Source organism: Chromatium okenii (assembly GCF_016583745.1).
GTDB classification, from domain to species: domain Bacteria; phylum Pseudomonadota; class Gammaproteobacteria; order Chromatiales; family Chromatiaceae; genus Chromatium; species Chromatium okenii.
In genome coordinates this window covers 1-17,752 of sequence record NZ_NRRQ01000002.1, presented here as the reverse complement: position 1 = coordinate 17,752, position 17,752 = coordinate 1, and the positions used below count along the sequence as shown (strand labels likewise).

The 17,752-nt window shown below is 52.3% G+C and carries 14 protein-coding genes and 1 pseudogene; 10 read left to right on the top strand and 5 right to left on the bottom strand.

Annotated elements, in window-relative coordinates:
- Positions 1-166 precede the first annotated feature (166 nt).
- Together CKO12_RS00850 and CKO12_RS00845 are read left to right on the top strand one after the other, a co-directional pair.
- Complete coding sequence (locus CKO12_RS00850) at positions 167-586, top strand: type IV pilin protein (protein WP_200152842.1); 420 nt, start codon at positions 167-169, stop codon at positions 584-586.
- Positions 587-639: 53 nt separating this feature from the next.
- Positions 640-1,974, top strand: a complete 1,335-nt coding sequence (locus CKO12_RS00845; RefSeq protein WP_200152841.1) for a M16 family metallopeptidase — start codon at positions 640-642, stop codon at positions 1,972-1,974.
- 45 nt (positions 1,975-2,019) lie between these two features.
- On the opposite strand, the gene CKO12_RS00840 is transcribed toward CKO12_RS00845, so the two are convergent.
- The gene (locus CKO12_RS00840) at positions 2,020-2,907 is read right to left on the bottom strand and encodes a carbon-nitrogen hydrolase (protein WP_200152840.1); all 888 of its coding nucleotides are present in this window, start codon (positions 2,905-2,907) and stop codon (positions 2,020-2,022) included.
- A 98-nt stretch (positions 2,908-3,005) separates the two neighbouring features.
- On the opposite strand from CKO12_RS00840, the gene CKO12_RS00835 reads away from it, so the two are divergent.
- The 6 genes from CKO12_RS00835 to CKO12_RS00810 all read left to right on the top strand — a co-directional run bounded on the left by CKO12_RS00835 (position 3,006) and on the right by CKO12_RS00810 (position 10,145).
- A complete protein-coding gene (locus CKO12_RS00835) occupies positions 3,006-3,725 on the top strand; it encodes a metal-dependent hydrolase (RefSeq protein WP_200152962.1) in 720 nt (239 codons plus the stop codon).
- Between the two features lie 45 nt (positions 3,726-3,770).
- The gene (locus CKO12_RS00830) at positions 3,771-5,264 is read left to right on the top strand and encodes a fumarate hydratase (RefSeq protein WP_200152839.1); all 1,494 of its coding nucleotides are present in this window, start codon (positions 3,771-3,773) and stop codon (positions 5,262-5,264) included.
- A gap of 120 nt (positions 5,265-5,384) precedes the next feature.
- Entirely contained in the window at positions 5,385-6,647 is a 1,263-nt protein-coding gene (locus CKO12_RS00825) for a polysaccharide deacetylase family protein (protein ID WP_200152838.1), read from the top strand.
- Between the two features lie 17 nt (positions 6,648-6,664).
- Complete coding sequence (locus CKO12_RS00820; protein ID WP_207146199.1) at positions 6,665-6,919, top strand: ParD-like family protein; 255 nt, start codon at positions 6,665-6,667, stop codon at positions 6,917-6,919.
- Positions 6,920-6,979: 60 nt separating this feature from the next.
- Positions 6,980-8,446, top strand: a complete 1,467-nt coding sequence (locus CKO12_RS00815; RefSeq protein WP_200152837.1) for a glycosyl hydrolase family 57 — start codon at positions 6,980-6,982, stop codon at positions 8,444-8,446.
- A 193-nt stretch (positions 8,447-8,639) separates the two neighbouring features.
- Entirely contained in the window at positions 8,640-10,145 is a 1,506-nt protein-coding gene (locus CKO12_RS00810; protein ID WP_200152960.1) for a Mur ligase family protein, read from the top strand.
- 13 nt (positions 10,146-10,158) lie between these two features.
- Here the strand turns inward: CKO12_RS00810 and CKO12_RS15200 are convergent, their stop codons facing one another.
- The 4 genes from CKO12_RS15200 to CKO12_RS00790 are packed head-to-tail and all read right to left on the bottom strand — an operon-like array spanning position 10,159 to position 16,438.
- On the bottom strand, positions 10,159-13,326 hold the full coding sequence (locus tag CKO12_RS15200; RefSeq protein WP_200152836.1) for an HsdR family type I site-specific deoxyribonuclease: 3,168 nt from the start codon (positions 13,324-13,326) through the stop codon (positions 10,159-10,161).
- Positions 13,323-14,600: a restriction endonuclease subunit S gene (locus tag CKO12_RS00800; RefSeq protein ID WP_200152835.1), complete on the bottom strand. Its 1,278-nt coding sequence runs from the start codon at positions 14,598-14,600 to the stop codon at positions 13,323-13,325. Before CKO12_RS00800 ends, CKO12_RS15200 begins: the two co-directional genes overlap by 4 nt.
- Before the next feature lie 37 nt (positions 14,601-14,637).
- Positions 14,638-14,859 carry a hypothetical protein gene (locus CKO12_RS00795; protein ID WP_200152834.1) on the bottom strand — a complete coding sequence of 74 codons (222 nt, stop codon included), beginning with the start codon at positions 14,857-14,859 and terminating at the stop codon, positions 14,638-14,640.
- 13 nt (positions 14,860-14,872) lie between these two features.
- A complete protein-coding gene (locus CKO12_RS00790; protein WP_200152833.1) occupies positions 14,873-16,438 on the bottom strand; it encodes a type I restriction-modification system subunit M in 1,566 nt (521 codons plus the stop codon).
- Between the two features lie 171 nt (positions 16,439-16,609).
- On the opposite strand from CKO12_RS00790, the gene CKO12_RS00785 reads away from it, so the two are divergent.
- Positions 16,610-16,885 carry a hypothetical protein gene (locus tag CKO12_RS00785; RefSeq protein WP_200152832.1) on the top strand — a complete coding sequence of 92 codons (276 nt, stop codon included), beginning with the start codon at positions 16,610-16,612 and terminating at the stop codon, positions 16,883-16,885.
- Positions 16,855-17,752, top strand: a pseudogene (locus CKO12_RS00780) (hypothetical protein); the annotation flags it as partial. The gene CKO12_RS00785 and the pseudogene CKO12_RS00780, both read left to right, overlap by 31 nt.

The following is a 17,752-nucleotide window of genomic DNA, read 5'->3' as shown; positions in this document are numbered from 1 at the left end:
AACCCAGCAAAAAAGTCCGCCACTGTGCGGACTTTAGTTTTGCAATGCGGTGTCGAATATGGGACGGTTTAAGGAAACACTGAATGATTCGTAATCCTTGATTATTTCCGTCAATTCTTCAACCGGCTCCGAACAAACTCAATTTAGTTATCACCAACGAGTGACTATGAAAAAAACAGCAATCAACGGCTTCACCCTTATCGAATTGATGATTACCGTCGCCATCGTCGGCATTTTGTCCGCAATTGCCTATCCGTCTTATCAGAATTCTGTCCGCCAATCGTGGCGCAGCAATGCCGCTTCTTGTTTAATTGAAATTGCGCAAGGAATGGAGCGCCGCTATACCGCCAATTCGAGTTATGCGGGCGCAGTGCCGAATAGCGGTTGTAATACTGCCGAAATGGCAACGCGCTACACCATTGGTTTTACCAGCACACCGACCGCCACGACCTTTGCTTTGCAAGCCGCGCCCACCGGTTCGCAAGCTGGCGATGGCTGCGGCACCTTCACGGTCAACCAGATGGGACAGCGCGGCGTCACCGGAGCTGCCACCGGAAATACCGCCGGCACCTGCTGGCGGCGCTAATGACTGCCAACTGTTTGATTACACAACGCTTTCATACCATCAAGGACTCGCTCATGCTGCAAATGCCCCGCCCGTTGACGTTGTTTGCGCAGGCGCTGATTGCCGCCACGCTGGTGCTGACGACCGCGCCAGCAGCCGCTGTACCGGAGATTCAAACGTGGCAGACGCCCACCGGAGCGCGGGTGCTGTTTGTCGCCGCGCCAGAGATTCCGATGGTGGATGTCAGCATCGTGTTTGACGCCGGCAGCGCCCGCGACGGTACTCAAGCGGGTTTGGCGGCAGTCACCGCAAAAATGTTGATGCAGGGCGCGGGCAGTTGGGATGCCGATGCGCTCGCCGAGCGCACTGCCGTCATCGGCGCGGCGATCAGCGTTGAGACTGACCGCGATCTCACGTCAATCGGGCTGCGCTCGCTGACGCAGCAGCCCGCGTTGGAGACGGCGCTGGAAACATTGACGGCGGTGGTGACGACGCCGACGTTTCCGGCAGCGGATTGGGAACGGGTGCGGAAAAACTGGCTGATTGGGTTGCGGCAGGCGGAGGAATCGCCCAAAAGTGTCGCGCAAAAGGCGCTCAATCGGGCGATCTTTGGCGACCATCCTTATGCCGCTGATCCGGCTGGCACTGCGGCAACGATTGCTGCGCTCACCCGCGAGGAATTGCAGGCATTTCATGCTCGTTATTATCACGCACGAAATGCGGTGGTCGCCATTGTGGGGGCGCTGGATCGGGCTGAAGCTGAGGCGATGGCAACGCGCTTGACTGCCGGTTTGCCATCCGGTGAACGGGCAGCGGCGCTGCCGCCCGTCGCAGAATTGACCAGCGGCGCGGTCACGACGCTGCCATTTCCTGCCACGCAAACGACGGTGCTGCTGGGGCAGCCGGGAATGCGGCGCGGTGATCCCGACTATTTCCCGCTGTATGTCGGCAATCACATTCTCGGCGGCAGCGGTTTGGTGTCGCTGTTGATGAACGAAATCCGCGAGCAACGCGGGTTGTCCTACAGCGTGAGCAGCGCCTTTTCGCCACTGGCACAGCTCGGCAGTTTCACCTTAGGCTTGCAAACCAAGACCGCGCAGGCGTCACAGGCGCGTGCCGTGTTGCTGGAGACCTTGCAGCGCTTCATTGCGACCGGACCGACTGAGGCGCAATTGACCGCTGCGAAACAAAATTTAACCGGCGGTTTTCCGCTGCGGATCGCCAGCAACAGCAGTTTAATCAACTATTTAGAAGTGATTGGGTTTTATCACCTGCCGCTCGATTATCTCGCGCAGTTTCGGGCGCGGGTGGAGGCGGTGACGGTGGAGCAGATTCGGGAGGCATTTGCGCGGCGCATCCATCCTGAACGCTTGGCAGTGGTGCTGGTGGGTGAAGTTGCGCGTGAGTGAATCAGCAGTTTTCCTCAGTGTGATCAAGCTGTGAGATCGTCAAAGTTAATCCCGATAACGTCGTTTGAGATCGTCGTAAGCGTCAATGCGACGATCACGCAAAAACGGCCACATCCGCCGCACCTGCTCCGTTCGTGCCAGATTCACTTCAGTAATCAATAATTTAGGCGTTTGCGCGTCCGCTTGCGCGAGCATTTCGCCCTGCGGTCCGCACACAAATGAACTGCCCCAGAACCGAGCGCCGGAGCCTGCGCCCCGCGGGTCGGGCTCAAATCCCACCCGATTGCAGGCGGCCACCGTCAAACCATTTGCCACCGCATGACCACGTTGCACCGTCACCCACGCCTCGAGCTGGCGCGTTTGTTCTGCCGAGGAATCGCACGGATCCCAGCCAATTGCGGTCGGATACAGCAGAATTTGCGCACCAGCCAGCGCCATCGCCCGCGCTGCTTCGGGAAACCATTGATCCCAACACACCAACACGCCGAGGCGTCCGATAGCGGTATCCACCGGATTGAAGCCCAGATCGCCGGGCGTAAAATAGTATTTCTCGTAATAGCCCGGATCGTCCGGGATGTGCATTTTGCGATAGATGCCCGCCAGCGAGCCGTCCACATCCAGCACGACGGCGGTGTTGTGATACAAGCCCGGTGCCCGCCGTTCAAACAATGAGCCGATAATCACCACTTGCAGCTCCCGCGCTAACTTGCTCAACCGCTCGGTGGTCGGGCCCGGAATCGGCTCGGCGAGATCAAACAGCGCAGGGTCTTCAATCTGGCAAAAATAGGAACTGTTGTGGAGTTCTTGCAACAACACCAAACCACAGCCACGATTGGCGGCAGTGCGAATGGCCGTCTCACAATCATCGAGATTGGCAGCGGCGCTACCCTGATCGGACTGTTGCGCTAAAGCGATCAATAAAGGATGAGACATCACGAAATCCTGATAAGACATGAGTGGTCGCTATTATCTGCAAAATTGCTGCGCCAACGTCACCTGCGCCCCCTCCACTCACGCCGCTCCTCACGCTCATGGCCAATTTCCAAACCCACCTCAATCTTGGCATCGTCGTCAGCGCCAGCGCCGCGCTAATGCTGCACACTGCCGCGGTGATTGACGCCAGCCACACGCTGTCATTTTTTGTGCTCGGCGTCGTCGGCAGTTTATTACCCGACATTGATTCTAAAACCTCCAAACCTGCCGCCATCTTATTTAATTTAATTGGAGCAGGACTCGCATTTGCGATGACCATGCCTTTTTTCAAACAATTACCGCCGCTGCAATTGAGTTTAATCTGGGGCGGCGTGTATTTAATTGTACGGCACGGCTTTTTAGAAATCTTCAGCCGCATCACCGTTCATCGCGGCATCTGGCATTCATTATTAGCGGTCATCGTCATCAGTTTAGCCATGACCAATGTTGCGTTTTGGTTATGGCAAGAATCCGCTGCAATTGCGTGGTTAGCTGGCGCGATGACGGGGATTGGTTATCTCACCCATTTAGTTTTAGATGAATTATACAGCGTTGATTTACTCAATCGCCGCATCAAACGTTCATTCGGCACCGCATTAAAACCCTTTAGTTATACGGATCGCTGGAGCAATTTATTGATGTTAATGAGCATCCTCAGCTTATTCTGGTTTGCACCCAGCGCCGCATGGCTGCCAGTACTGCAAATTGAAATTCCACTGCCCATCCCCACCTTGAGCGAGATTGAACAGTATTGGAATCACATTCAACGCCAGTTTTAATCACAAATCCCACACTGACAACTGCAAACTGACAAATAAAAAACAATGTCCACGATTCGCGCCGCCGATTTTATTGACAGCATCGCCACCGCGCTGCAATTCATTTCTTATTATCATCCGCAAGATTACATTCGCGCCTTAACTGCCGCTTATCACGCCGAAGCTGCGCCCGCCGCCCGCGACGCCATCGCACAAATTCTTGTGAATTCAAGGCTATGCGCCGAAGGTCAGCGCCCAATCTGCCAAGATACTGGTGCCGTCGTCGTGTTTTTAAGCGTCGGCATGAACGTCCGCTGGGACACCGCGTTGAGTGTGCAGGAATTGGTTGATGAAGGCGTGCGCCGCGCCTATCGCCACCCCGACAACCCGCTCCGCGCCTCAATTGTTGCCCCGCCGCTCGGCGCTCGCCGCAACACCGGCGACAACACGCCCGCCGTCGTCCACGTCGCACTCGTGCCCGGCGAAACCATCGTCGTGCGCCTCGCCGCCAAAGGCGGAGGCTCTGAAAATAAAGCAAAATTTGCCACCCTCAACCCCAGCGACAGCCTCGTCGAGTGGGTGCTCGCCACCGTCCCCACGCTGGGCGCGGGCTGGTGCCCACCGGGAATGCTCGGCATCGGCATCGGCGGCTCGGCAGAAAAAGCGATGCTGCTGGCGAAAGAGGCGCTGCTCGCACCGATTGATTTGCACGACCTCAAAGCGCGGGGAGCGACTGATTTTATTGAAGAATTGCGCTTGGAATTGCACGACAAAATCAACGCGCTCGGCATCGGCGCACAGGGTTTGGGCGGCCTGACCACCGTCCTTGATGTCAAAATTTTGACCTATCCCACCCACGCCGCCTCGCTGCCGGTCGCCCTGATTCCCAACTGCGCCGCCACGCGCCACCTCGAATTCACCCTCGACGGCAGCGGCGCGGCGCAATTCGTCCCGCCTGCGCTGGAAGACTGGCCGCGCCTCGTTTGGGACGCCGCCGCCGGTGCTCGCCGCGTCAATCTTGACCAACTCACCCGCGCCGATCTCGCCACTTGGCAACCCGGCGAGCGACTTTTATTGACTGGAAACTTATTAACCGGACGCGACGCCGCGCATTCTCGTTTAATTGAATTACTCAATCGCGGCGAATCATTACCGGATGGAGTTGATTTAACCAATCGCTTTATTTATTACGTCGGCCCGGTTGACGCGGTGCGCAATGAAATCGTCGGCCCGGCGGGCCCGACAACTGCCAGCCGCATGGATAAATTCACTGCCCAATTGCTGCGCGACACCGGGTTAATTGGCATGATTGGCAAAGGTGAACGCGGACAAATTGCACTTGACGCCATTAAAGAATACGGCGCAGTATCCTTAATTGCAGTGGGTGGTGCCGCCTATTTAGTTGCCCAAGCCATTACAGCAGCGCGGATCGTCGCGTTTGCAGATTTAGGAATGGAAGCAATGCGTGAATTCAGCGTAGTTGACATGCCCGTCATGGTTGCTGTGAATACGCAAGGCGCATCCATTCATCAGCTCGGCCCGGCGCAATGGCGACGTTAAGGCACTGCGTCATAGAATTGAATTGCAATACACAACAGATGCTGCCGGTCATTCCTTGGTCACAGCATCACCGCCATCATTTGGTATTCTATTATCACAACCAATCAACGGTAATATCCAATGCTTGCACATCACGCGCTCGTACTCAATCTGCATCAACCGCCGGGAAATTTGCAAGAACTATTGCAATATCAAACGTGGGAAGCGCATGAGATTTTATTCGCACTGGATCGCATTCCGCGCAGTTTGTGGGGACATGAAACTCACGCCCGCGTCCATTTGTCATTATCAGGAACGCTATTAGAAACGCTGTCTGATCCCGCATTTCAGCAACAAGTTTATGGCGTGGTGGATTGCGGTTCATTGCTGTGGCATTTTCAAAATCAATCCGTCTTTGATGTCCTCGGCACGGGTTATTATCATCCCGTGCTGCCGTTAATTCCCGCCGCAGATCGCGCTGAACACTTAAAACGCTGGCTCGGCATTGCGCATCATTTATTATGGCGCCCGCGTTTTCAAGGATTCTGGCCGCCAGAAATGGGTTTTTCAATGGAATTAATTCCATTATTACGCGCCTTTGGTTATCGCTATGTATTAGTGGATAGCGAACACATTGAACCCGTCACCGAAATGAGTTGGCAAGAAATGCGTTATCGCCCGCATATTGCCCGTTATGGCGATGCAGAAATCATTGTGATTGTGCGAGATCGTGAATTGTCAGATGCGCAAGAATCCGGCATGGATTTGGGTTGGTTTCAAGCCGAAGTTGCCGAGCGCACGAAATGGTGTGATTTCCCGCCTTTAGTCACAACCTGCACCGATGGTGAGAACGGCGGTTGGTTTCGCAATGTCACTGAAGGCGCGAATTTTTGGAGCGTTTTTTATCGCCCCTTATTAGAACAAGTCAGTGCGGGAACCTCCAACATTGTGCCCACATTTATTCACGATTATCTCGATACTTATGGCGCACATGGTGAAGTGAAAGTACGCACTGGCGCATGGAATACGGGTTGGCATCATGGACGTGATTTTACGCAATGGATTGGATCAGAACGCCAAAAACAAGCGTTAGTTGATATGGCACATGTCAGTCATTTAGTCCATGATGCGCGTTGGTTTGCGGGTGAACGTGGCATTGTTGAAGGCGCTTATGTTGATGGAATCAATACCGCACTCAATGCGTTATTACGCGCTGAAACCAGTTGCAATTTATACTGGGGTGAATCATGGGTGCCGCGAGTTGATGCGGATTTAGCAATCAGTCGAACGGCATTAGAAGATATTGGCATTGCCACAGAACCAGTGCATGAACCAGAGGTGCAACACAATAGCGATATAGTCACATCCGACGATGATACTGTGCTTGATCCGGTGTCATCTTAATTTGCAGAGGTTGCATCATGTCAATCACGACATCTATACAAATCAATCAACAGCTTTATGAACAAGCGAAAGATGATGCGCAACGTGAGCAGCGCACGATTGCAGAACAAATTGAATTCTGGGCACGGGTCGGACGCGCTGCGCTAGATAATCCTGATTTACCCGTCAGTTTTATTGCAGAATCACTCGCATCATTAGCAGAACCCCGCGAACACGCTTTGCCATTTGTTTTCAGCAGTAAAAGTGATTTTTACCGAGACTTAAAACGTTAGCAATGTAATCAGCATTGCTGCGTTTTGTCTCACTTTTGTACCTAGTGAAGGAATGTACCCTTGAACCAACTACCTGAATATGTGAATGATGTTCCGAATATCTCCGGCAATGAAACCGAGCTGGAACACGTTGTCGCTCGCGGTCGTGAGCAAACGCTTTTTACCCAACGCGGCGGTATTAATTTTGGCGCAATTCGCTCCGCCACTGCAATTGCGCTGCATCAACATCAACCGCTGATTCCAGCGGGCGGTGGTGATTTGCGCACTGCTGATTTAATCAGCAACTTGCAATACATGATGCACAACCAACATATTGGCGATAATTACAACGCGCCGACTTTTGTGTGGTGTTATAAGCGGATTGGCGAATTCATTCCGCAATTGATTGGTGAAGGGAAATCACCGCGCTGCATGTTGGAATACTCCGGCACCTTATTGCATGGACTGCGCAAAATGGGTGAGCATCATGTGATTGATGCGTTAAAAACCATCACCTGCAATCCCGAATATAATTGGGCAGCCGAATGGTTAGGAATGCCTTGGGGACACGCAGTTGCGCCATCAACACCAGTGCAGGATTACCGCCTGCATGTTCGCGCTTTTCAACATCATTTTGCGGCGATCTTTGGTTGGGAAGCATTAGAGCGGGTGCGCGGTTTTTCACCGTCTGAAATGGCATTACCCAATCATCCAGACGTTGCTTATGAATTCGTCAAGACATTGGTTGATTGCGGTTTTCAATGGGTGCTTATTCAAGAGCATTCTGTGCAGCAGGTGAGCAACGGGCATCATCCTGAGCGTCCACATATTCCGCATCGTTTAGTCTGCACCAACTCCAAAGGTGAGACCGCCAGCATCATTGCGATTATTAAAACCCAAGGTTCAGATACCAAGTTGGTAGCGCAGATGCAGCCTTGGTATGAAGCGCAGGGATTGAGTCGCGTTGAATTAGCCGGCAAATCTATTCCACCATTGGTCACACAGATTGCTGATGGCGAGAATGGCGGCGTGATGATGAATGAATTCCCATCTAAATTTATGGAGGTGGTGCGCAATAGCAGCGGCTCTGACAGCCCTATGATGAATGCCAGTGAATATCTTGAACATCTCTTTGCGATGGGAATTAAAGAGAGTGATTTTCCTGCGATTCAACCGATTTTCCATGACCGCATTTGGGCGCGGCTGCAACCCGGCGATGGACCGGAAAAATTGGCGCAGGTGATTGCGGAATTGAAGCAAGAAGATGGACGTTTTCATATGGAAGGCGGCAGTTGGACGAATGATCTGTCTTGGGTGCGTGGTTATGACAATTTGCTCGGCCCAATGGAAGCGGCGAGTTCATTGTTTAATGAAAAAGTATTGCGCCCCGGAATTGCCACCGATCATCCCAGTTATCGCAATGCGCTGTTTCATTTAATGGCGTCGCAGACCAGTTGTTATCGCTATTGGGGGCAAGGGTTGTGGACGGATTATGGGCGCGAAATTTGCCAGCGTTCAATTGACATCGTAAACCACGATTTCAGTTAATCAACACACAAAACGCCCAGTGAGCAATGACGCGCTGGGCGTTTTGTTGTGGTGGGAATTGTAGGCGGGTGGATTTCATTTATTTTGATCCGCTGTGTTCAAGATCGTTGGATTATTATATTGTTTGGTTAAAAAAGCGGGGCTGGACATGCACCGCATCTTAAAATTCACTGGATTAAAAAAGCGCACTCGCATGAATGAAAAAAGTTGTCAGTCAACAGATGTCACTTTGATTGTCGGTTTAGGTAAAACTGGATTGTCATGTGCGCGATATTTAGCGCGGCATTCACATCACGGAATTTTAGCCGTGACTGATTCGCGCCAGAATCCGCCGGGTTTAGATGCGCTGCGCGATGAATTGCCAGAATTAAAAATTGCCGTTGGTGGTTTTGATCCGGCGCTATTTGCAGCAGCGACGCGCTTAATTGTTAGCCCCGGCGTGCCAATTAGCGAGCCATTGATTCAACAGGCATTGGCGCGAGGCGCAGCGGTGCTCGGCGATGTGGAATTGTTTATTCAAATTGCGACTGCGCCGATTTGCGCGATCACCGGCAGCAACGGCAAAAGTACGGTGACGACGTTGGTGGGTTTGATGGCGGAGGCGGTGGGATTGCGCGTGGCGGTCGGCGGCAATCTCGGCGAGCCGGTGTTGGAGCTGCTCGCGCCGGATGTTGATTTATATGTGCTTGAATTATCGAGCTTTCAATTGGAAACCACGCCCAGCTTGTGCGCGGCGGCAGCGGTGGTGCTCAACATCGCTGCCGATCATCTGGATCGGTATCCCGATCTGGCGGCGTATGCGGCAACCAAAGCGCAGATTTATCGCAATGCGCGGGTCGCAGTCGTCAATCGGGATGATCCGGCGGTGGTGGCGATGCGGGAAATCCCCCCCCGCCACCCTTTTCCAAAGGGGGGAGAAGAAAAGCCTCTCTTTGATAAATCCCCCCAGCCCCCTTTGCTAAAGGGGGAGCAAAAGCCCCCCTTAGAAAAAGGGGGGTTGGGGGGATTTGAAATCGGTTTCACCCTCAACGCGCCAGCCGCCGGCGATTTCGGGCTGCGCACGCTTGACGGCGCAACTTGGCTGTGTCGCGGCGAGCTGGCGCTGGTGCCTGCATCCGAGGTGCGGATTCCCGGACGCCACAATCTCGCCAATGCGTTGGCGGCGCTGGCGCTGTTGACTGCCTGCGCACCCGCTGCCGATCTCGCGCCAGCAGTAGACGTGTTGCGCCAATTCCCCGGCTTGCCGCACCGCAGCGAATTGGTCGTTGAATTCAATAACGTGCGCTGGTTTAACGATTCCAAAGGCACCAATCCGGGCGCAACGATTGCGGCATTGGAAGGTTTGGTGACGCCAGAATCAGCGGCGCGAGTGGTGTTAATTGCAGGTGGCGACGGCAAGGGCGCGGAATTTGCGCCATTGGTGCCGGCAGTGGCGCAAGCTGCGCGGGCGGTCGTTTTAATTGGACGCGATGCGCCATTGATTGCGCGGGAACTCGCTGCCGATCCGTCAACGCAGGCAATTCCGCGAGTGATGGCGATTGATATGGCGGATGCAGTAAAACAAGCGGCGCAATTCGCACAAGCGGGCGATTGCGTATTGCTGTCACCGGCCTGCGCCAGCTTCGATATGTTTAATGATTACACCCATCGCGGACGGGTTTTTATTGAAGCGGTGCGGGAGTTCGTGAGTGAGAAATAAAGCGTAAAAGTGATCAAGCTGCCAGACAATAAATGCTGTTTTCTCGGTCAATGTAGCTGTCGAAAATATGGCTATAAGTTAAATCTGCTTTCACTGCCCGCAGCTCTAAACTGTAAGACTCCGGTAGACTATTGAAGCTGCGGGTGATCGTTTTGCGCACACCAGCGCGAGTCCGTTGTTGATTGCGCCAATCCAATATCAGCTTTTCCTTTTTCAACGTCTTCAATAATTCCTGCGCCACTGTTTTAACTGCGGCGCGTTCTGCCGTTGATAACGCCGGTTCTGGCTGGGTCAAAATATCAAACAGCGCCAATTCTTCAGCGGTCAATCGCTCGGCAACGCCGCGCTGTTCCTCCACGCTGAGACTGCGGGCGAATTCCACGAGTTGCGCAAAGAACGTTTCGACTGTTTGGCTGCCGGCGTTGTAGGCGGCGATCAGCGTTTGGAATTTTTCCAGATAATTCAACCGTGAGCGATTCTCACGCAGCATTTGCTCGAGTTTATTGGCAAGTTGGGTTTGGAGCTGGTGCGCGGCGGTGCGCTTGCGGCTGGTCTCGAATTCTTTGCGCAGTGCCGCGAAGTCAAGTTGTGACAAATCAAGCAGCGGTGCGGGCGCAGTCGCTGCTGCGATTTGATACGGCGCAGCAGCGATGGAGTCGTTGAGCAGTGTTTCTACATCATCAAGCACGGCGCTGATGTCTGGTTTGGGTGTCAGCGCCCGCAGTTTGGCAGCCAGCACGGCGAGCAACACGACATCGGCGGTGAAGGTTTGCGCCGTCACGTCCGGCAGCAGTGCTTGGTACAGGCGAGCGACGCGATTGGTCAGCGCGAGATAACGCTGGCGCTCGGCATCGCTGGTCAACAACGCTTCCACTGCATCATCAAGCTGTTTGAGCCGCGCCCAGCCTTCCGCGTGCTGAATCGCTGCTAAATCAATCGCGTGCGTTTGGCAATGCGCACGGGATTCGGTCAGCGCGGCGTTCAGTTCTGCCACCAGCGCGGCTTTATCCTTGATTGGCACACCACCGCCGCCGCTGCGCTCTTGTCCGGCGTAAATCGCCAGCGCCTGCTGCAAATTCCGAAAGATGCCAATGTAATCAACGATCAAGCCAGCGGTTTTGCCGGGCGCGACGCGATTGGCGCGGGCGATGGTTTGCATTAACGTGTGATTTTTCATCGGTTTATCGAGATAAATCGTCGCGCAGGACGGCACGTCAAAGCCGGTGATCCACATCGCGCACACGAACACCAGCCGCAGCGGGTTGGTCTCGTCTTTGAACGCTTGCTCTAAATCTTCACTGTTCAGGCGCTGGCGGTGCGGGACGATGTCTAAACCTTTGGCGGCAAGATCGGCGATTTCGTTTTGCGCCGGCGAGACGATGACTGCCATGTCGGTTGTTTCTAAATCCGCCAGTTGCGCCGCCCGCGCTGCCTGTTCTGCTGCTGGCGCTGTTTGCAACGCCGTTCGCAGGTCGGCGAGATTGGCGAGCCAGTGCTGGCGCACTTTGTCGTACATCCGCACGGCAGTTGCTTTGTCGATGCAGACCATCATCGCCTTGCCGCGATAGCCGCGCCCGGTGAAATGCTGCACCAGATCGGCAGCGATGGTTTCTAACCGCTCGGCGCGAGTGATGAGGTGATATTCGCGGGCAAATTCGCGCTCAAGCTGGCGCTCTGATTCCGCATCTAGCGCGGCAGCATCCAGCAGCGCCTCCATGTTGTCGTTGAGCTGGTCGTTGGTCAGTTGCAGTTCGGGGCTGCGATTCTCGTAGTACAGCGGCACGGTCGCGCCGTCTTCAATCGAACGGGCGAAGTCGTAAACAGAAACGTAATCGCCGAACACTTCACGGGTTTTTTCTTCTTCACCCGCAATCAGCGGCGTTCCGGTGAAGCCGAGAAAGGCGGCATTCGGCAGCGCCGAGCGCAGGTTGAGGGCGAAGCTGGCGTATTGGCTGCGGTGCGCTTCGTCGCTGATGACGATGATGTCGCTGCGCTCGGACAACAGCGGGAACGGTTCGCCGTCGCGGGTGTGGAATTTCTGCATCAAGGTGAAGATGTAGCGGTGATCTTCCCGCAGCAGTTGCTGCAAATGCTCACGATTGCGGGCGTGGGCATCGGCGGTGGTGATTGCGCCAGTGTCGGTGAAAGTTTGATAAAGCTGGCTGTCGAGTTCGGCGCGGTCGGTGACAATCAGAAACGTCCAGCGCCCGGGCAAGGTGCGCAGCACTTTTTGCGTTAAGAAATTCATTGACAGACTTTTGCCGCTGCCTTGCGTGTGCCAGAACACGCCCAACTGCCCCGCTTGTTCGCCCAGCGCGGCAATCTTGGCATAAACGCGATTCACGCCGAGAAACTGATGATTTTTGGCGGTTTTTTTAATCAGTCCGCTGCGCCCGTCTTCAAAAGCCGTGAAGTTTTCCACATAGTCAAGCAGGCGCGTTGGCTCGCACAGTCCGCGCAGCGCGGTATCTAGCGAGACGATGCCGGTCTCGCCTTCATCGTTGATCCGTTTCCAATCCAAATAATGCTCCCACGCGGCACTCAGGCTGCCGATGCGGGTGTGGCTGCCGTTGGATAGCAAAATCAAGGCGTTGGGTATGAACAGTTGCGGAATGCTGACGCGGTAGTCGCGCAGGTTCCTGTTGTAAGCATCTTCGAGGCGGCGGTGGCTGGCTTTCAGTTCGATGAACAGCAGCGGAATTCCATTGATGAAGCCCAGCAAATCGGGGCGACGGCGGTAGAGATCGCCCGCGACCCAGAATTGCGCGGCGAGAAAAAAGTCGTTGTTGGTGGGCGTGTTCCAGTCGATGACTCGTGCTGGCGCGGTGCGCAGTTGTCCGGCGGCGTCGCGGTAACTGACGGGAACGCCGGTTTTGAGCAGGCGGTAAAACTCGCGGTTGGCGATGATCGGATCAAGGCGCGAGCGGTCGCGGCTGAGTTCCTGCGCGGCAGTGACGAGGGCAGCGGCGGGCAGTTGCGGATTGAGGCGAGCGAGGGCGGCGGCGAGTCGGCGCGGAAGGATGATTTCATGCGCGGATTCGCGCCCTTCGCTGCCGGATGCGCCGAAGGTTTCGTGGTAGAGATTGGCGGTGCTCCAGCCCAATTCGGCAAAAACGGCGATGGCTGGCTGTTCGATGAGCGCATCTTCTGAGTATTGGCGGGACGGCGATTTGTCACTCACGGGAGCGGTTCCTTGCGCAGCGTTGAAACGTCGAGTTGACCAGAAAGCAGGCGCGGTAAAAGCAGATCACGAGTGCGGCGGAGATTGGCTGTTTTTTCAAACAAAATTAAAATACTTTTAATAAATGGTTCGCAGATTCGAGCAAAATTTTCTAATAGTTTTTCTTCTGGCAAGATCACTTTTATTTGACCAGCTTCTATAGGACTTAAATTCTGTTGAGCAACGCCATTTGATATTTGTATCAATTTTTTTTGAAAGTCGTTTTGCCTAAAACAAATATAAACAAATGTTCGATTCTCTTGGTTATGAGGTAAAATTTTTGCTACGCGCTGATTAAGCAAGCAATCCTCACCGTAAAATAAACAAGTTCGCCCAACATTGCCAGTCAGTGACAGCAAAATATCACCGCGTTGGAGCATACAATAATCTGGCATTTTTAATGGTAAGATATGTATTCGATTTGTAAATAAAGGAATGAATGCGCCATCTTGAACGTTTTTTATTGTAGCAAGCCCATATTTACCGCTTTTTTCAAATGTGCTGCTTTTGAATGCAAAACCTGATTTTAGTGCCAGTAAATCATTAACTACTCCGCAAGACCATCCCTCCGGTATTTTTCCCAGCGGCGAATCAACAAACTGGGCGTTCTCGTATCCGGGAAAGCGAAAATCAACAAACCATTCCCGATACAGCGCCCGCGCCATTTGCTCTAAAATCTTAATACGGCGCTGGTTGTTTTCGATGAGATCGTCGTAAGCGGAGAGGATTTCGGCGATGCGGGTTTGAATGGGGAGCGGTGGGAGTGGGATTTCAAAATTTTCAATAGTAGTTTTGGTTAACGCTTCGCGTGTAGCTCCTCCTTGAGCAAGCGATAACAGCTTACTTTTCAAATATGGACTGTTGATAGAAAAAAGAACAAACCGAGAATCTGCTAGTTCAGGACGAACACGAATTATCGCTACATGCTGATTTACTCTGGCGGGCAAAAATTTTGCGTTTGCCATACAACAACGCGCAACGGATGCACCTGTAATGTTTAATAAAATATCGTTTTTACTAACGATGACGTTGTTTAACTCTTTCGCCTGTTTTTCGTCAAGGAAAGCCAGATTTTTTTCACTAAAAGAAAAATCGTAGACATTGAGACTTCTTATAAGAGAAATTCCTTTTGATTGATAGGAATTTTGACCTCCCCGTGGTGTCGCACCGCTGCCAATTTTAGATGTGATACTTTTTAATTTGACCACCGACCAGTTGCTATTTATTTGGCTCATAAATTCAAAATATCCGCTGCGTTCTTAATGTTAATCACTATTCTGTATCCCGAATTTGCCGCTGAAAAGCAACGCTATCCTCGGCGATTGGTTCACTGCCCGCAAACTTGGGAAAATCACGAGCGGGATCAAGCAACGACCACGACGCATTAGCGCGGCGAATTGCGAGAAATTCCACAAAATCTAATACTTCCGCTTGATGCTGTTCATCAAAAGTGCGCAGTTTTTCAAAGATCGCAGTTTCAATTGCCGTATTCATACATAAACCCCGCTCAATTTAATAACGCCATTGCATTTTCAGAAATCAACTCTTCCAATTCCCGCCCTTCAGCATTCAAAGTTTCCAATTCCTCATTCAACGCCTCGAATTGCGCCCGGAAATCTTCATCAGTCACTGCCGCACCAGCCACCACGCCGACATAACGCCCCGGATTTAATGACCAACCCTGCGCCTCAATTTCCGCCAGCGTTGCCACTTTACATAACCCCGGCACATCCCGATAAATTAAATCAGGAAACTGCAATTGCAAATCGGGATCAATACATGCCGCCTTTTTATCATCGTCCAGCATAAACTCTGGCGTTTCGCCGCGATACAACCGCGCAATGTTGGCGAGATATTCAATTTGACAGGGACTCCATTCGCGCAGCGCCCGATTCACCTGCCGATAGACATGCCGCGCATCAATAAATAACACCTTATCAGCGCGATCAGAATCACGTTTACCGCGATCTAAAAACCACAGCGTACACGGCAGCGTCACGGTATAAAACATATTAGAACCGACTGCGACCATCACATCAACCGCCTGCGTTTTTAATAATTGCTGCCTAATTTCCAATTCACCGCCCCGCGCATCGCTGGCGGAATTCGCCATCACAAACCCAGCGCGTCCTGTGTCATTCAATGCCGCATAAAACAATTGAATCCATAAATAGTTGGCATTGCCGGACAACGGAATCCCCAACGGAAAACGACGATTATCATGCAGCTTTTCCCGTTCAACGCCGCTCACATTAAACGGCGGATTCGCCATTACAAAATCAAAGCGATCAATCGCATCATGCGGATTTTCATAATAAGAATTAGCAACTCGAATATCGCCTTCTAAACCATGCACCGCCAAATTCATCTTGGCTAATTTCACCGTTTCCGCGTCTTTTTCAACTCCGAAAACGCTGATTTCCGCTGCCACTTCGCGCTGATGCCGTTGAACAAATGCGGCGCTCTGCACAAACATTCCAGCCGAACCGCAAGCCGGATCAAAAATCCGTCCTTGAAATGGCGCGATGATTTCGACAATTAAATTAACAATTGATTTCGGTGTAAAAAAGACGCCGCCTTTTTGCCCTTCCGCCAGCGCAAATGCGCCTAAAAAATACTCATAAATCTGCCCAAAAGCATCTCCTTCTTGCTCTTCTTCACCGAGTGGCGCTAATAGCCGCAACAATTCAATCAACACGCGCTCTGGTAATTCGCTGTAATTGCCCGGCAACACGCCGCGCAGCATTTCATTTTCCGCTTCAATTGCTACCATTGCCGCATTTAATGCTTCGCCGAGATGTCCATCTTCCGGTCGCGCCTGCAATTGCGAAAACCGCGCCGCATCCGGCAAATAAATCACCCCGCGTTCCTGATAATCGTATTTATCAATTTCATCCGGTTTAACGTCTTCCTGCGCCAATTGTGCCTGCGCATTAACAAAACAATTTTCCGCGTGACGCAGAAAAATCAGCCCCAGCACCGGCGTTGAGAACTGCGCCGGACGCAGCCCGGTATTCGCCCAAAGTTGGTCAGCAGTGCTCCAGAGGCGGGATTCAATGTCTTTAATTAACATAATGATGACGGCTCGCAGTCAGCGAATACCTATGCTGGAAGCAGCGTTTTGTGCTGACTAGCAACAGGAATGAAATCGACGTGTTAGAAGCGTATGCTTTAACGCCCCAATTGTGCAACAGTACGAGTCGCGGGCGGTGTTAGTCAAACTGCCCTCGAGACGACGACGTGGGTGCGGCGCTGCGCTCCAATCGGCGCGATCAGTCTGGAATATCAGCAAGGTGAATTGCAGGGTTTTGAGGTCAAGGAATACTTGCTCGACGTGTGTTCGGATAGTGAAATTGGCAAAAAACGGGATAGAAATGCCGATCAATGGTTAAAAGCGGATTTACCCGCGAATTCCTGCCGCATTTTAAGTAATGTCCGTTGTTTATCGGAAGGCGTGGATGTGCCGGCGTTAGATGCAGTGTTGTTTTTATGGACGTGGTGCAATCAGTGGGGCGGGTGATGCGGACTGCGCCCAATAAACAACGCGGTTATGTGATTTTGCCGGTGGTGATTCCGGCAGGAATGGAACTGCACGAGGCGTTAAATGATAATAAAACTTTTGCGGTGGTGTGGCAGGTTTTACAGGCGCTGCGCTCGCATGACGATCATTTTGATGCGTTGGTGAATAAATTGGAATTAATTGGGCACGATCCGCAAAAAATGGAAGTGATTGCAATCACCGATAAAATTGGTAAAAAAAGCGCCGCTGAAAAAGGTAAAAAAAAGAAGAGTGAACGCAATGATTTTACCATTGGCACCCCGGCACCGCCATCATCAGCGGTGGCTGATCAAAGTGAATTGCAATTTGAAATCGGCGAAATTGAGCGGGCGATTTATGCCAAGTTGGTAGAAAAATGCGGCAATCGCCATCATTGGGAAGATTGGGCCAATGATATTGCGAAAATTGCTAATACGCATATTGAACACATCACCAGCATTTTAGCCAATCCTGCAAAAACGGCGGAGCAAACGGCGTTTGCAGCATTTACGCGAGAATTACGGGCAAATGTGAATGATAGTTTAAGCGATGGCGATATTATTGAAATGTTGGCGCAGCATTTGGTCACTGAACCGGTATTTGCGGCGTTATTTGAGGGTTATCAGTTTACACAACACAATCCGATGTCAAAAGCAATGCAGGCGGTATTAAATGTGCTGCATGATCATCATTTAGAAAAAGAAGCCGATACATTGCAAGGATTTTATGACAGTGTGAAATTGCGAGCCAGTGGCATTGATAACGCTGCCGGTAAACAAAAAATCATCGTTGAATTATATGATAAGTTTTTCCGCAATGCGTTTCCCCGACTCACTGAACGCTTGGGCA

Coding starts and splice junctions, on each gene's coding strand:
- CKO12_RS00850 (WP_200152842.1), top strand. CDS start 167: ATGAAAAAAACAGCAATCAACGGCTTCACCCTTATCGAATTGATGATT.
- CKO12_RS00845 (WP_200152841.1), top strand. CDS start 640: ATGCTGCAAATGCCCCGCCCGTTGACGTTGTTTGCGCAGGCGCTGATT.
- CKO12_RS00840 (WP_200152840.1), bottom strand. CDS start 2,907: ATGTCTCATCCTTTATTGATCGCTTTAGCGCAACAGTCCGATCAGGGT.
- CKO12_RS00835 (WP_200152962.1), top strand. CDS start 3,006: ATGGCCAATTTCCAAACCCACCTCAATCTTGGCATCGTCGTCAGCGCC.
- CKO12_RS00830 (WP_200152839.1), top strand. CDS start 3,771: ATGTCCACGATTCGCGCCGCCGATTTTATTGACAGCATCGCCACCGCG.
- CKO12_RS00825 (WP_200152838.1), top strand. CDS start 5,385: ATGCTTGCACATCACGCGCTCGTACTCAATCTGCATCAACCGCCGGGA.
- CKO12_RS00820 (WP_207146199.1), top strand. CDS start 6,665: ATGTCAATCACGACATCTATACAAATCAATCAACAGCTTTATGAACAA.
- CKO12_RS00810 (WP_200152960.1), top strand. CDS start 8,640: ATGAATGAAAAAAGTTGTCAGTCAACAGATGTCACTTTGATTGTCGGT.
- CKO12_RS00800 (WP_200152835.1), bottom strand. CDS start 14,600: ATGAGCCAAATAAATAGCAACTGGTCGGTGGTCAAATTAAAAAGTATC.
- CKO12_RS00795 (WP_200152834.1), bottom strand. CDS start 14,859: ATGAATACGGCAATTGAAACTGCGATCTTTGAAAAACTGCGCACTTTT.
- CKO12_RS00790 (WP_200152833.1), bottom strand. CDS start 16,438: ATGTTAATTAAAGACATTGAATCCCGCCTCTGGAGCACTGCTGACCAA.